Here is a 14,917-nt window from a genome sequence, read left to right on the forward strand (position 1 = left end):
GCGCCAGAGATAGTCATGCGACCCGATATCCTCAATCCACTGTTCGCCGAAGTCACCGCGCTGAAGGGCGTTGGCGCCGGGCTGGCCAAGCCGCTCGAGCGGCTGGGGCTGGCGCGCGTCGTTGACGTGCTGTTCCATTTGCCGAGCGGCTGGCTCGACCGGCTGCCGCGGGACGAGCTGATGGCACAGGATGCGGGGCGCACCATCGCGATCACGCTGACCGTGCGCGACATTCGCGTATCCTCCTCGCCGCGCGCGCCAACACGGGTGCAGGCAGCAGACGGCTACGGCAACACCGTCAGCCTCGTTTATTTCGGGAGATCGAGCGGACTGGTGCGCAAGCTCTATACCGTAGGCGAGCCGGTGCGCGTGTCAGGCAAGCTGGAGACCTATGGTCAGGAGCTCCAGATCATCCACCCGGAGATCGTGGATGGCGAGGATGGCTTCCGCGAGCGCGAGGCGATCTACCCCCTCTCCGAAGGGATCACCTCGCGGCGCGTCGGTGGGCTGGTCGACCAGGCGATCGCGCGGGCGCCAGAGCTTGGCGAATGGATCGAGCCGGGCTTGCTCGCGCAGCGCGACTGGCCGGGGTGGAAGGAGGCGCTGGCGCGTGTCCATGCCGATCCGGCCGATGCGGTCGCGCGGGCGCGGATCGCCTATGACGAGATATTCGCCAACCAGCTGGCGCTGTCGCTGGTGCGGCAGGACACAAGGCGGCGGCGTGGCCGCGCGTTGAAGGGTGACGGGCGGCTGCGCGACATGCTTCGGCTGCCCTATGCGCTGACGGGCGCGCAGGCGCGGACGGCGCGCGAGATCGAGGGCGATCTGGCGCAGGACGCGCCGATGCTTCGGCTGCTGCAGGGTGACGTAGGATCGGGCAAGACGCTGGTCGCCGCGCTTGCGTTGCTGATCGCAGTGGAGGCAGGGGCGCAAGGCGCGCTGCTGGCACCGACCGAGATCTTGGCGCGGCAGCATTACGACACGCTGCGCGAGACGCTGGCCGGCCTGCCGGTGAACATCGCGGTGCTGACCGGGCGGGACAAGGGCCGGGCGCGCGAGGGCGTGCTGATGGGGCTGGCGGATGGATCGATCGACATATTGATCGGCACGCACGCGATCTTCCAGGATGCGGTGACTTACCGCGACCTTGGCCTTGTCGTGGTCGACGAGCAGCATCGCTTCGGCGTGGCCGAGCGGCTGGCGCTGTCGGCCAAGGGCAGAACGACACCGCATCTGCTGGCGATGACCGCGACGCCGATCCCGCGCACGCTGGTCCTCGCGCAGCACGGCGAGATGGACCAGAGCCGGCTGGACGAGATGCCGCCCGGGCGCGAGCCGGTGGAGACCCGTGTCATCAGCGAGGAGCGGCTGGACGAGGTGGTCAATGCGCTCGGCCGGCATCTGGCGGAGGGCAAGCAGGCCTATTGGGTCTGCCCGCTGGTGGAGGAGAGCGAGAAGAGCGATCTGGCCGCGGCCGAGGCGCGGGCGGCGGCGCTCGCGGGCCGGTTCGGCGACCGCGTGGGGCTGGTGCATGGCAAGATGCGGCCGGCGGAGAAGGACGCGGTGATGGCGCGGTTCGCCTGCGGCGAGCTTGGTGTGCTGGTGGCGACGACGGTGATCGAGGTGGGCGTGAACGTGCCCAATGCGACGCTGATCGTGATCGAACATGCGGATCGCTTCGGGCTGGCGCAGCTCCACCAGCTGCGCGGCCGCGTGGGGCGCGGCGGCGGGCAATCGCGCTGTCTGCTGATGCGGGGCGCGGCGTTGAGCGAGACGTCACGCGCGCGGCTGGCGCTGATGCGTGAGACCAATGACGGCTTCCGGATCGCGGAGGAGGATCTGCGGCTGCGCGGCGGCGGCGAATTGCTCGGCACGCGGCAATCGGGCGAGGCGGCATTCCGGCTGGCGACCCCGGAGCTGCTCAATGAGCTGCTGCCGATCGCATACGATGATGCGCGGCTGCTGATCGATCGCGATGGCGGGCTATCCGGCGCGCGCGGGCAGGCGGCGCGGGTGGCGCTGTATCTGTTCGAGCGCGATGCTGGCGTCGCGCTGCTGCGATCGGGCTGATCGCGGCGCAGGCCCGCATCACGGGTAGAGCAGGCGCATGAGCATGTCGGTGATCCTGCCGCCGCTCGCCACCATCGCGACTGCTCCCCGGACCGGCTTGTCACCGCGGATCTACGTATAGGACGCCAACTCGCGCCGGCCTTATCACGCCTTCTGCAGGAGGTTGCCGTGCCGAGAAAGAAGATCGCTCGCTTCAAATTCTGCCTGGGCCTGCTGCTGACTGCCGGCATGTCGCTGCCGCCGGTGGCGCAGGCCTGCTCGCGCCTCGTCTATTTCGGCGGCGACGATCAGGTGGTTACGGCCCGTTCGATGGACTGGGCGAGCGATATCCAGACGAACCTCTGGGTGTTTCCCCGCGGTATGGCGCGAAACGGGGAAGTCGGCCCAAACTCGATCCGCTGGACCTCGCGCTACGGCAGCGTCATCGCGGCGGCGTATGACAATTCCACATCCGACGGGATGAACGAGGCGGGGCTGGTCGCGAACATCCTCTGGTTGGCGGAATCACAATACCCCGACAACAGCGGCTCCAAGCCAGGCCTCAGCATTGCCGCCTGGGCGCAATATGTGCTCGACAATTTCACTACCGTGCAGGCGGCCGTAGACGCGCTGGCGAAGGAACCGTTCATCATCGTCACCGCGCAAGTGCCGGGGCAGGACAGGGTGGCAAACCTGCACCTCGCGCTGTCCGATCCCAGCGGCGACAGCGCGATCATCGAATATGTAAACGGGCGGCAATTGATCCATCACAGCCGCGACTATCAGGTGATGACCAATTCGCCGACGTTCGGTCGGCAGTTGGCGATGGAGGAATATTGGCAGCAGATCGGTGGCACGGTGTTCCTGCCCGGCACGAACCGTGCCGCCGACCGCTTCGCGCGCGCCTCCTTCTACGTGAGGTCTATTCCGCCAGTATCCGATCCGCTGCAGACCATCGCCACCGCCTTCAGCATCATCCGCAACGTCTCGGTGCCGATCGGCATCAGCACGCCTAACCAGCCCAATATTTCGGCCACGCGCTGGCGCACCGTCTCCGATCAGAAGCGCAGGCGCACGGGCAAGGTGTTGAAGCTGGACCTTGGACCCAATGAGCGGAACATCTTCTCCGGCATGGCCAACAAGGATTTCAAGCCGGCTAAGCCGTTCCAGTTCGCCGGCCTGCCCTGATCGGCGCGAAACGTGGCGATCGTGATCGTATCAGTGCGCGCGGCGCTCCGAGTCCACGGCATGATGCGCAGCAGGTTCGCCATGCCGCACCAGCCGGTCGCTCCGGCAAACATTAGGCCAGCGCCGACGAAGGTGGACAAGCCGAAGAAGGCCGGGGCGACGAACAGGCCTAGCAGCACGCCCGCAAGCACCAGCATACCCGCCGTGATCTGCACCTGCCGCATGATCTCGAGTGGCTGCGCGCCACCACCCTCGGTTGACCGGCCGAGCGCCGGGCATCGATTCCGCCCTCGAGAATATAGGCCTGCACGCCTGCGGCAGCGGCGGCGAGCGCGGCGGCATTGGCGGCCCTGCGCATGCCGGACTTGCAGTGGAAGATCACCGGGCACTCATCGCGCGGCAAGGCGGCGATGCGATTGAGCGGCAGGTTGACCGCGCCGGGAATGCGCTCGCGCGCATGTTCGTCGGCGTCGCGGATGTCGACCAGCCGGGCGCCGCGGTCAAGGGCCTGGCGCGCATTGCGCGAGGACAGGGGGGAAGCATCCATCAACGTCCTTGCAGTAGAGCTGGAAGAGGGTTGCGAGCAGCGTTTCGACGCTCGGATCGGCGATGGCGTACCAGAGGGTCTGGCTCTCGCGCCGGAAGGTAACGAGGCCTTCGTCGCGCACCTTTGCGAGGTGCTGCGAACAGGCGAATTGCGAGAGGTCGACGTCGCGAGAGAGGTCCGTGACCGTCACTTCGCCATGTTCGACCAGCTTGCACAGCAGCATCAGTCGGCGTGCGTTGCCGATCGCCTTGAGCGTTTCGACGACTTGGACCGCTTTTTGTTCGAACGTCGCCAGATCCATCGGCGGCTTCAGCATCGTCGCTACGCCGTTAGTAATCGCTAATATAGTAAATGCTAAGGTATGTGCCAGGGCGCGAGTGTCCTGCCGCCTGCCGTTGGTTGTGGCAGGCGGAGGATGGAGGATCGTGGATCAGCGGGGCCTCGCGTCAGCCCGCGACGAGCAGGCCGTGGTGCTTCTTGCCGGCGGAGATGCGGACCGGCTCGCTCCCCGCGGTGACGGTGGCGGCCTCGTCGGACACCTTCTCGCCGGCGACGCGCGCGCCGCCTTGCTTGATTAGGCGTCGGGCCTCGCCCTTCGACGCGCAGAAACCCAGGCCGACGAGGACATCGACCAGCGCCACGTCGCCGCTCGCCGCGAAGGTGGGGAGCGCGTCGCCGCTGGCGCCTTCCTCGAAGGTCTTGCGCGCGGTTTCGGCGGCCTGCTCCGCTGCCTCGCGGCCGCGGCACATGGCGGTGGCCTCGTTGGCGAGGATCTTCTTCGCCTCGTTGATCTCCGCGCCCTCGAGCTTCTCGAGGCGGGCGATCTCGTCTTCCGGCATATCGGTGAACAGGCGCAGGAAGCGGCCGACATCGCGGTCACCGGTGTTGCGCCAGAACTGCCAGTAATCGAAGTGCGGCAGCTGATCCTCGTGCAGCCAGACGGCGCCGGAGACGGTCTTGCCCATCTTCTGTCCGTCGGCGGTGGTGAGGAGCGGGGTGGTGACGCCGAACACCTCGGTGCCGTCCATGCGGCGGGCAAGCTCGATGCCGTTGACGATATTGCCCCATTGATCGCTGCCGCCCATCTGCAGCCGAACGCCGTGGCGCAGCGACAGTTCGCGGAAGTCATAGGCCTGCAGGATCATGTAGTTGAATTCGAGGAAGCTGAGCGACTGCTCGCGATCGAGGCGCAGCTTCACCGAATCGAACGACAGCATCCGGTTGACGGAGAAATGCTGCCCGACCTCGCGCAGGAAGGGGATGTATTCGAGCTTGTCGAGCCAGTCGGCATTGTCGACCATCACGGCGTCGGTCGGGCCGTCACCGAACGTGAGGAAGCGTTCGAAGATGCGGCGGATCGAGGCGACATTGGCGCCGATGCGATCCTCCGTCAGCAGCTGGCGCGATTCTTCCTTGAACGACGGATCGCCGATCTTGCCGGTGCCACCGCCCATCAGGACGATCGGCTTGTGCCCGGTCTGTTGTAGTCGACGCAGCAGCATAATCTGCACGAGGCTGCCGACGTGCAGCGACGGCGCGGTGGGATCGAATCCGATATAGCCCGGCACCACCTGTTTCGTCGCGAGCGCATCGAGCGCGGCCGCGTCGGTCGTCTGGTGGATGTAGCCGCGGTCGGTGAGGACGCGGAGCAGATCGGACTGATGATCGGTCATAACCGCTCGCCCATGCCCTCCCGGCGCGGCTCCCGCAAGCGGTCGGGCTGCGCGACGCTAGCGCCTGGGGAGCTGAGCGGTCGGATCGACCGGACTGCGGCCCTTCCGCAGTTCGAAGTGGAGTTCGGGCTGATCAGCGAAACCGGTTTCGCCTGACAGTGCGATCGTCTGCCCCTTCTTCACCGCCTGCCCGCGCTGGACGAGAAGCTTGGACGCATGGCCATAGACGCTGGTCCAGTTCTCGCCATGGCGCACGATGATCAGCCCGCCCAGCGCGGCGATGCCGTCACCGACATAAGCGACCGTTCCGTCGGCGGCGGCCTTGACCGGCGTCTCCGCGGGTACCGCGATCTTGATGCCGTTATTGCGCTGCCCGCTGGCGCCGGCGCCGAAGCGCGCGACGATCCGGCCATCGACCGGCCATATGAAGCGGCCGGGGCTGCTGGTGGGCGCAGCGACCGCCGCGGTGGAGGGCAGGACACGTCGCGGTGTTGCGACCGGTTTTGCTGGCGCCTGGTTCTCGGCGATCGCCGGCTCACCCCCGGTGATGATGTCATCGATGTCGAGGCGGAAAGCGGCGGCGCGCTCGGCCGCACTGCGCGGACGCGAGTCGCCGGGGATCAGGATCCGTTGGCCGGTTCGCAGGATGTACGGCTCGCTGAGGTCGTTGGCGGCGACGATGTTCGACCATTCGACGCCATAGGTGCGCGCGATAGCGATTCCGGTCTGGCCCGAGCGGACGAGGTGGTAGCGGCCACCGGGAATACGGAGTCGCTGCCCCGCGTAGATGACGAAGGGCGCGGACAGTCCGTTGGCGCGGGCGATCGCCTCCGATCCGGCGCCAGTCCGCTCGGCGATGGCGCGGAGCGAATCGCCCGAGCGGACGACATAGGTCTGCTCCTCGATTTGGCGGGCATCGTCGGGAACCCCGCGCGACTCCCAGGCCGGGGCCGGGGCCGGGAGCTGATCCACCTCTTCCTGCGGTCGCTGATCGCCGCGCGGGGGCGTATGGCTGCCGCGGGAATCTGGCCGCGGCGGTGCCGGTCGGCTGGGTCGATCGACCGAGGGGATGCATCCCGCCAGCGCAAATGCGAGCGGCAGCGCGAGCGGGATCCGGTTCGTCATTGCCGCTGCATTAACCCTAGTCTTACCGCGGCTCCAGACGGTTCAGCCCGCCCAGATACGGCTGGAGGACCGCCGGCACGGCGACCGAGCCGTCGGCCTGCTGGTAATTCTCGAGGATCGCCACGATCGTCCGGCCGATCACCAGGCCGGAGCCGTTCAGCGTGTGGACGAAGCGGGTTGTCTTTTCGCCTTCCGGACGGAAGCGGGCATTCATGCGGCGCGCCTGGAAATCGGTGCAGGTCGAGCAGGAGGAGATCTCGCGATAGCGGTCCTGCCCCGGCAGCCACACTTCGATGTCATAGGTGCGGGCAGCGGAGAAGCCCATGTCGCCGGTGCACAGCTTCATGCGGCGGAACGGCAGTTCGAGGCGCGCCAGCACGTCCTCCGCCGCTGCGGTCATCCGCTCATGCTCCGCCTCCGATTGATCCGGCTCGACGATCGAGACCATCTCGGCCTTGTCGAACTGATGCTGGCGGATGAAGCCGCGCGTATCGCGGCCCGCCGCGCCCGCTTCCGAGCGGAAGCAGGGGGTGAGGGCGGTGAAGCGCAGCGGCAGATCGGTGGAAGAAAGGATCTTCTCGCGCACGATGTTGGTGAGGCTGACCTCGCTGGTCGGGATCAGCCAGCGACCATCGGTGGTGCGGAACAAATCCTCGGCGAATTTCGGCAACTGGCCGGTGCCAAACATCGTCTCGTCACGCACCAGCAGCGGCGGGATGACTTCCTCATAGCCATAGTCGCGCGTCAGAACGTCGAGGCCGAACTGGCCCAGTGCCCGGGCAAGTTTGGCGACATGGCCGCGCACCAGCGTGAAACGCGCGCCGGCCAGCAGCGCACCGGTTTCGAAATCGAGGCCAAGCTCCGGGCCGATCGCGTCATGCTCGCGGACTGCAAAGTCGAACACCGGAGGCTGGCCGCGTTCGTGGATCAGCTGATTGTCATTCTCGTCGGCCCCATCGGGCACGTCAGCGAGCGGAAGATTGGGCAGGCCGGCGAGCAGGCTGTCGAGCTCCCCGCCGAGCCGGGCTTCCTCAGCCTCCAGCTCGGGCAGGCGCTGCTTCAGCGTGGCGACTTCCGCCATCAGCGCCGCGGCGGTTTCCTCGTCCTTCTTCGCCTTGGCCGCACCGATCGCCTTCGACGCCTCGTTACGGCGCGCCTGCCCGACCTGAAGCTCGGTCACCACCTCTCGGCGGCGGCGATCGAGATCGAGGATGGTGGCGGCCTCCGCAGGCTTGCCACGGCGCGCCATGGCGGCGTCGAAGGCGGCGGGTTCGTCACGGATCAGGCGAATGTCGAGCATGGCGGGGGGCTATGCCGAGGGTGCGGGGTTCAGGCAAGCGGCGGCGGAGGGCACCTGTACAGGAGACGAAGAGGCAACCCGGCCGGCCGGCGGCGCGTTGGTTCGAACGACAGGCAATAAAACAGGAGACCTTGCTCATGCACGTGCCGCACAATTCCGTCGTTCTGGTCGCGGATGGCCGCAAGCTGCTGTTCCTGCGCAACGAGGGCGACGAGGTGCACCCGAACCTGACGGTCGAACATGCCGAGGAACGGCCCAACCCGTCAGACCTTGATCAGAAGACCGACAAGGCAGGCCGGGCGTCGTCAACCCAATCTGGCCCTGGCGCTCCGTCGATCGCGCGCAACGGGTCGAACCATGCGCAGGGTTCCGGCGCGCAATTTGCGCCATCGCGAGGCTCGCTGGGCGAAACCGACTTCCACCAGCTGGAGGAGGACCGCTTCGCAGCCGACGCCGCGGAGCTGCTGAAGAAGCGCGCCTTTTCCAACGAATATGATTCGCTGATCGTGATTGCGCCGCCCAAGACGCTCGGTGAATTGCGTAAACACTATCACAAGGAAGTGACCGATCGATTGTCGGGAGAGCTTGCGAAGGACCTGACCGGTCACCCGATCACCGATATCGAAAAGGCGCTGCTCGACGCTTGAGCCACCGCAGCGCCTGACCGATTAATGCAGAAAGGGCGGCACTCCCGATCAGGAGCGCCGCCCTTTCTTGCGCCATGTCGCCAAGTGAGGGAGCGTTCAGCCGGCCGGCTGCACCTTCTTGGCGAAGCGGCGCCGCGCGACGAGGGCAGCGGCAGCCGCGCCGAAGAGGATCATCATCGGCGGCGCGGGGACCGGCGACGGGTTGCCGCTGCTGTTGCCATGATGCCCGCCGTTCGAGGACCAGCCCTTCGACGAGGAACCCCATCCCTTGGACGACGAGCCCCAGCCCTTCGAAGACGAGCCGTAGGATGAGCTCGAGGTGGAGCCGGAAGTCGAACCCGACGTGGACGACGACGTCGAAGAGGAAGTGGACGATCCCGTGGACGTCGAGGACGAGGTCGACGAACCGCCGGTGGAGGTGGATGTCGAGGAGCCGCCGGTGGACGTAGAGGTCGATGAGCCACCGGTGGAGGTGGACGACCCACCCGACGATGTGGAGGTTGACCCGCCGCTGGAGCTGGACGTGGAGGAGATCACGATCCCGCTCGAACCTGATCCGCCCGATCCGCCGAAGAACCCACCAGCGAAGAAGCCGCCGCCGCCAAAGCCGCCGCCCCAGCCGCCGCCGACGATCGGCGCGACATCACCGCCGCCCGATACGACCGATGGCGCAGGAGGCAGCGGAACGGGAATGGGGGCCGCCTGCGAGGCGACGGTCACGACCGTCGGCGCGCAGACCGGCGGGGTCGCCGCCCGGACGACGCGGCGGACGGTGCTCTTGCGCGGTACGCGTTTGACGACCTTCTTCGGCGCGGTTTTCACGAACTTGGTGTACGAACTGCGCGCCTTCTGGGTTTCGGCGACGTGAACCGCGCCCCCGCCCACGATTGCACCGCCAACGGTGCAAGCGCAGAGTTTCGCCAAAGCCATCCGCACCGACATGATGTCACTTTCTCATTCTGGTGGTGACCCTCAGGCCGCCTATGTTCTTCAAAAGCGTTGCTGCCCCTGTGCGCTCAAGGTGCAGAACAAAGCCTTAAACTCAACAGCAATGGATCGTCTTATCGTCCAATAACCCGTAAAATCCGCAGTGGCAGCGCGCAATTTTGCGTCATCGTGTCAGTCCGGGACATCGATCGAGCCGTTAATTCGTTCATGTCGGCGCAAGCGAATATCAAATAAGCACTTTTATACGCTTGCGAGTGCTTGTCGGTTGTCTGCTGCGCGTCTATAGGCCCCCTCCGGGGCGCGGTGGTGCTACGACACCCTGACGCGGGCGGGGAGATAGGTCGATGGCGACGGCGTACAATCGCGTGGATCAGATAGACCCAGCAGCCCTAGGGGCTGCAAACGACGACGGTTATCGTCCCAGTCCGGAAGAACCGTTCATGAATCCCCGACAGCAGGAATATTTTCGTGCCAAGCTGTTGGCTTGGAAGGATGCGATCCTTCGGGAATCGCAAGGCACGCTGTCGCAGCTTCAGGTCGATTCGCTGCGCGAGGCTGACCTGAACGACCGCGCGTCGAGCGAGACCGATTGGTCGATCGAACTGCGCACGCGGGATCGGCAGCGCAAGTTGATTGGCAAGATCGAGGCGGCGCTGCGGCGGATCGACGATGGCGAATATGGCTATTGCGAAGTGACCGGGGAGCCGATCAGCTTGGGCCGGCTCGAGGCGCGTCCGATCGCGACCATGACCGTCGAGGCGCAGGAGCGGCACGAACGCAACGAAAAGATTTCGCGCGAGGACTAGCGCTGCCCTTTCGGGCGATGCTGCGCGCTGCATTGCTGCGATTCCACGGCGCGTGAGTGCGATTTCAAGACTGGTCCTAAATGGCACAGTCTGGCGGCAGTTCGTTTGCATTTCGTAAACACATGCTGGAATAGTCCTCGCCCATGGACTCCCCTTCCACGAGCATCTTCCTGGACGATTCCAACACGGCCGCGACCGGCGACCGCGGGCGTGACAGCCTGCTGCTGCTGGCGCGTCTGAAGGTGGAAGGCATGCCGAATGACCTGTCGGTGCGGGTGCGCAACCTGTCGGCCGGTGGCCTGATGGCAGAGCTTCCCGAGCCGGTGTCGCCGGAGTCTGCTGTCCAGATCGAACTGCGCGGGATTGGGCTGGTCTCTGGTCGGGTCGCGTGGCAGACGGAGGGACGGGCCGGTATCGCCTTTGATCGCCCGATCGATCCGCAGCGCGCGCGCAAGCCGGTCAGCAGCGGCAATCCTGACCAGTCCGAGCCACGGACGATGCGCTTCCCCGGCTGATCGGATTTCACGCGCCCCGGTGGGAAGATAGGGAAGGCGAGTTGCGGCTAACGATAAAGTAACAGCAACGCCGATCGCGGGCTGGACGGGATAACCCGGTTCATGCCAAAGGCGCGCTCCGGGCACGCGGGTGTGGCGGAATTGGTAGACGCAGCGGACTCAAAATCCGCCTCTGGCAACAGATTGTCGGTTCGAGTCCGACCACCCGTACCACAAGCCGGCTCGACGCCGGCGGCCCCATCGGGCATCGCGCGGCCAATGTCCGCAATTTCCCTGCTTCGCTCCCGTACCGCCCCCGCTCACGACACGGTCGATTCGGCCTTTGCCGCCCATGACTTTGCCGATCCCGCTGCCTACCGCCGATTTCTATTGGCGCATGCGCGCGCGCTGCCCGCAGCGGAGGCGCGCGCCGCGCAGGTGTGGCCGGTGCTGCGACGGCGCACGCCGCTGCTTGCCGCAGACCTCGACGCACTGGGCGTCAATGTCGACCTGCCGATTGAAACCGTGTCGACGTCAGTCGCGGCTGCGTGGGGCGCCTTATACGTCGTGGAGGGATCGCGGCTGGGCGGTGGTTTGCTCGCGCGACGTGTCGCTGCCGGTATGCCGCATGCGTATCTGTCGGCCGTACATGAGCCGGGGGAGTGGCGGGCGATCCGGACCGCAATCGATCAGGCCGCCGCGGGACGGAACGACGAATGGCACGAGGCGATGATCACGGGTGCGCTTCAAACCTTCGAACTGTACGAAGCTGCGGCGCATGAACCCGCCGCATGAGCGTCGGTTCATTGCGTGCGGCCGGGCGCGGGATCTTCCCCGCTAAAGCGTACCGTCCTCGATCGGCGCGGTCAGGATGGCGCGCAGGCCGGGGCTGTTGTCGGCATGATCCAGGGTGCCGTTGAGCCGCCCGACAACGGCCTGCATCATGCGGCTGCCAAAGCCGACACGGTCGCCGGAGACGCCGCCGCCATTATCCGCCACGATCAACCGGAAGCGATTGCGATACTGCTCCAGCGCGATGTCGATCGGGCCGGTCGTGCCCTCATAGGCATATTTTGTCGCGTTGATGACCAGCTCCGACGCGATCAGTCCCACACTGATCGCCCGATCGGTTGGAATCAGCAGTGGCGTCAGGTCGACCGTCATCTGCGAGGCCCATTCATGCCCCAGCGACCCGCGCAGATCCTGCACCAGCTCCTCAAGATAGCGGCCGAGATCCACCGTCTCGATCTGATCGTCGCGGTACAGGCGACGATGGACCAGCGCGACCGCGGACAGGCGGGATCGGGCTTCGGTCAACTGGTCGGCAACTTGTCCCGGGCCGGCATCACGTGCCTGTAGCGAGAGGAAGGCGGAGACGAGCTGGAGGCTGTTCTGGACGCGATGGTCCACCTCCTTCATCAGCACGTCCTTCTGCGCCAGCGCGCTATCCTTGTCGGCGACGGCGCGCTCCAGTTCCTGAAACAGGCGCTGCCGCTCGCGCGAATCGCGTGCGTCGCGGAACGTCCGGCGCAGGCGATGCGTCGCTTCTATCTGTTCGAGCGTCCAGCGGCGCGAGCGCCCCCGCACGGTCTCACGCCACGATTCGAATGACGTCCGCGGCGTCAGGATAGCGAGCGGATCATGCCCGACGCCCTTGTGCGGGTTGCCGGCCCATTCAATTTCTTCGACCTCCTCGGCGCGGAACCAGAGCAGGATCGCCTGCTCCTCCGGGACCGGCACCGCCAGCAGGCCGCTTGCCTTGTCGGCAAACTCAGCGGCAGGCGGGTACTGGCTCGCCAGCATGTGCGTGACGAATGCTTCGGTGGTGTTCCGCTCGGCCAGCCATTCGGCGATTGCCTCGACGTCGCGCTTTGCCGGGCATCGACCATAGCAATCGACGCCCTTGGCATGGACCAATGCTACGCCATCGGCGTCCAGCATGCGTTGAAGGTCATCGTGCCGATCGCCGACCGCGCGCGTCAGCGGCGGCGTCAAGGCGGGGGCCAGCGAATCCTCCGCGGCACGCAGCGCCAGCCGCTCGCGGTAGCTTTCCGCCTCCTCTTTTGCGCGGATCTGCCGCGCGAGGCCGCCCGCTAGCGTGGTAGCGGCCAGCCGGATGTCGATCGGCATCAGCTTGGCCGTACGGTTATGACAGGCGATCAACCCCCACAGCACGCCGTCCTTGACGATCGAGATCGACGCGGAGGCGCCGACGTCCATGTTGCGCAGGTAGTCGACGTGGATGGGGGAGACACTGCGGAGCGACGCGTCGCTCAGATCCGTGCCGCTATAATGCGCGGGGCGGATCGGCGCGGGCGAATAGCTCACGTCCGGGATCACCCGGGCGCGATTGCGAACGTACAGCGCGCGCGCCTGGCGCGGTATATCAGCGGCGGGGAAATGATGGTGCATGAACGTGCCCAGCGTCGGATCGCGATCCTCGCCCACCACTCGGCCGGCTTCGTCATCAAGAAAGCGATACACCATGACGCGGTCGAACCCGGTCAGAGCGCGAAAGGCGCTGGCCGCGCGCGCGCACAACATCTGAAGGTTGCTCGCGCGTTCGAACCCCGCGGCGATGATGTCCATCCATGACAGGATGTCGCCAGCGAGCAGCGGCTCCGCGCCGGTCGGCTCCAGTTCAACGATCACCTGCTCGCCGCCGCGATGGATTGCCACGTCGTACAGGCGATCTTCGATCTTCAGAGGATCGCCGCGAATGATCCCCCCAGGCCCAGCGAGGGTGGCGGCCATCCGTCCGGCGATATCCTGAGCCAGTAGCTGCGCGAGCGGAGCACCGAGCCAGCCGGTGCCAAACACTTCTTCCAGCGCGCCCGCACCGGCGACGACCGTCAGCGTTTCCGGATCAGCGATGAGCAACAGGCCATGTGGCTGGATTGCTCCGGGGATATGGATCGGCTCGCGATCACATTCCGACAATGGGGGCGCGGCCCGCTCGCTTAGGCTCGCCATGACCTTCCCCTAACACCACAAGAGGAGTTCGCATGGCGTACTCGAACGAGCCGCGCAACTGATCCAGGTTATATCCGTTGTTACTCAGCGGCTTCGGCGTACCGGCTGATCATCGACTGAAGACGACCCTCGATGATCTGCTCCGCCTCGGCCACGATACGGTCGACCAGCTCCTTTACGGTGGGCACGTCGTGGATCAGGCCCTGCACCATGCCGGCCGACCAGATGCCGTCCTGCGTATCGCCATTCTCCATTGCGGCGCGGCCGCGCGCACCGGCCACCAGATGCTGAACGTCCTTGAACTCGGCGCCGCCCTTGCGTTCGATGGCGACGACTTCCTGGCTCACCTTGTTCTTCATCACGCGGGCGGTGTTGTGCAGCGTGCGGAAGATTAGGTCGGTTGCCCGTTCGTCATTTTCCACCATCTGCTGCTTGAAGGTGTCCGGGATCTGCGCTTCCTGCGTGACACAGAAACGCGTCCCCATGTTGATGCCGTCCGCGCCGAGCGCGAGCGCCGCAACCAGGCCGCGTCCGTCGCCGAACCCGCCCGATGCCAGCATCGGAACCTTGATCTTGTCGGCCGCGGCCGGGATCAGGATCAGGCCGGGAATATCATCCTCGCCAGGGTGGCCAGCGCATTCGAACCCGTCGATCGAGATCGCGTCGGCGCCCATCCGCTCGGCCGAAAGCGCGTGGCGCACGGCGGTGCACTTGTGGATCACCTTGATCCCGTGCGCCTTGAAATCATCGATATGTTCCTGCGGCTTGTAGCCGGCAGTTTCGACCACCTTGATCCCGCCTTCGATGATCGCGCGGCGATATTCGGCGTAGGGCGGGGGGGTGATGGTTGGCAGGATCGTCAGGTTCACGCCGAACGGCTTGTCGGTGAGATCCTTCGTACGCTGGATTTCCTTGGCCAGGTCTTCCGGCGTCGGCTGCGTGAGCGCCGTGACGAAACCTAGCGCGCCAGCATTGGCCACGGCGGCGACCAGATGCGCCTTGCCGACCCACTGCATGCCGCCCTGCGCGATCGGATATTCGACCCCGAACGCTTCGGTGAACCGCGTCTTGAGCATTTCCCTCTCCCATGGGCGCCTCGTCGGGCGCACTAACGTAACAGATGTTATGCCGAACGTAGCGGTGTCGCAAGTCCGCTCGGCGTGGGGC

General features: G+C 66.1%; 13 protein-coding genes, 1 tRNA gene and 1 pseudogene. 8 read left to right on the plus strand and 7 right to left on the minus strand.

Annotated elements, in window-relative coordinates; genetic code table 11:
• Positions 1–15 precede the first annotated feature (15 nt).
• The gene (gene recG, locus K0S66_RS00740) at positions 16–2,070 is read left to right on the plus strand and encodes an ATP-dependent DNA helicase RecG (protein ID WP_301073161.1); all 2,055 of its coding nucleotides are present in this window, start codon (positions 16–18) and stop codon (positions 2,068–2,070) included.
• Between the two features lie 168 nt (positions 2,071–2,238).
• Entirely contained in the window at positions 2,239–3,237 is a 999-nt protein-coding gene (locus K0S66_RS00745; protein WP_301073162.1) for a linear amide C-N hydrolase, read from the plus strand.
• Positions 3,238–3,278: 41 nt separating this feature from the next.
• On the opposite strand, the pseudogene K0S66_RS00750 reads toward K0S66_RS00745, so the two are convergent.
• The 5 genes and pseudogenes from K0S66_RS00750 to serS form a co-directional block, all read right to left on the minus strand.
• Positions 3,279–3,784 (minus strand): annotated as a pseudogene (locus tag K0S66_RS00750) (rhodanese-like domain-containing protein); the annotation flags it as partial.
• Positions 3,738–4,085, minus strand: coding sequence for a metalloregulator ArsR/SmtB family transcription factor (locus K0S66_RS00755; RefSeq protein WP_301073334.1), 348 nt, complete (start codon positions 4,083–4,085; stop codon positions 3,738–3,740). The pseudogene K0S66_RS00750 and the gene K0S66_RS00755, both read right to left, overlap by 47 nt.
• Before the next feature lie 145 nt (positions 4,086–4,230).
• Positions 4,231–5,457, minus strand: a complete 1,227-nt coding sequence (tyrS, locus tag K0S66_RS00760; RefSeq protein WP_301073163.1) for a tyrosine--tRNA ligase — start codon at positions 5,455–5,457, stop codon at positions 4,231–4,233.
• Positions 5,458–5,514: 57 nt separating this feature from the next.
• On the minus strand, positions 5,515–6,582 hold the full coding sequence (locus K0S66_RS00765; protein ID WP_301073164.1) for a M23 family metallopeptidase: 1,068 nt from the start codon (positions 6,580–6,582) through the stop codon (positions 5,515–5,517).
• A 22-nt stretch (positions 6,583–6,604) separates the two neighbouring features.
• Positions 6,605–7,882 carry a serine--tRNA ligase gene (gene serS / locus K0S66_RS00770; protein WP_301073165.1) on the minus strand — a complete coding sequence of 426 codons (1,278 nt, stop codon included), beginning with the start codon at positions 7,880–7,882 and terminating at the stop codon, positions 6,605–6,607.
• 137 nt (positions 7,883–8,019) lie between these two features.
• Here serS and K0S66_RS00775 point away from each other — a divergent pair, with 137 nt between their 5' ends.
• From K0S66_RS00775 to K0S66_RS00800, 6 genes are all read left to right on the plus strand, one after another.
• The gene (locus tag K0S66_RS00775) at positions 8,020–8,529 is read left to right on the plus strand and encodes a host attachment family protein (protein ID WP_301073167.1); all 510 of its coding nucleotides are present in this window, start codon (positions 8,020–8,022) and stop codon (positions 8,527–8,529) included.
• A 319-nt stretch (positions 8,530–8,848) separates the two neighbouring features.
• Complete coding sequence (locus tag K0S66_RS00780) at positions 8,849–9,397, plus strand: hypothetical protein (RefSeq protein ID WP_301073168.1); 549 nt, start codon at positions 8,849–8,851, stop codon at positions 9,395–9,397.
• Positions 9,398–9,821: 424 nt separating this feature from the next.
• Positions 9,822–10,283: an RNA polymerase-binding protein DksA gene (gene dksA, locus K0S66_RS00785; protein ID WP_301073169.1), complete on the plus strand. Its 462-nt coding sequence runs from the start codon at positions 9,822–9,824 to the stop codon at positions 10,281–10,283.
• A 143-nt stretch (positions 10,284–10,426) separates the two neighbouring features.
• The gene (locus K0S66_RS00790; RefSeq protein ID WP_301073170.1) at positions 10,427–10,798 is read left to right on the plus strand and encodes a PilZ domain-containing protein; all 372 of its coding nucleotides are present in this window, start codon (positions 10,427–10,429) and stop codon (positions 10,796–10,798) included.
• A 126-nt stretch (positions 10,799–10,924) separates the two neighbouring features.
• Positions 10,925–11,011, plus strand: a tRNA-Leu gene (locus K0S66_RS00795).
• A 45-nt stretch (positions 11,012–11,056) separates the two neighbouring features.
• Positions 11,057–11,572, plus strand: coding sequence for a biliverdin-producing heme oxygenase (locus K0S66_RS00800; protein ID WP_301073171.1), 516 nt, complete (start codon positions 11,057–11,059; stop codon positions 11,570–11,572).
• Positions 11,573–11,614: 42 nt separating this feature from the next.
• On the opposite strand, the gene K0S66_RS00805 is transcribed toward K0S66_RS00800, so the two are convergent.
• Both K0S66_RS00805 and K0S66_RS00810 read right to left on the minus strand, forming a co-directional pair.
• A complete protein-coding gene (locus K0S66_RS00805) occupies positions 11,615–13,750 on the minus strand; it encodes a histidine kinase dimerization/phosphoacceptor domain -containing protein (RefSeq protein WP_301073172.1) in 2,136 nt (711 codons plus the stop codon).
• Between the two features lie 80 nt (positions 13,751–13,830).
• Complete coding sequence (locus K0S66_RS00810; RefSeq protein ID WP_301073173.1) at positions 13,831–14,826, minus strand: nitronate monooxygenase family protein; 996 nt, start codon at positions 14,824–14,826, stop codon at positions 13,831–13,833.
• Positions 14,827–14,917 lie beyond the last annotated feature (91 nt).

The sequence above is a fragment of the Sphingomonas sp. genome, assembly GCF_029239295.1.
GTDB lineage: Bacteria > Pseudomonadota > Alphaproteobacteria > Sphingomonadales > Sphingomonadaceae > Sphingomonas.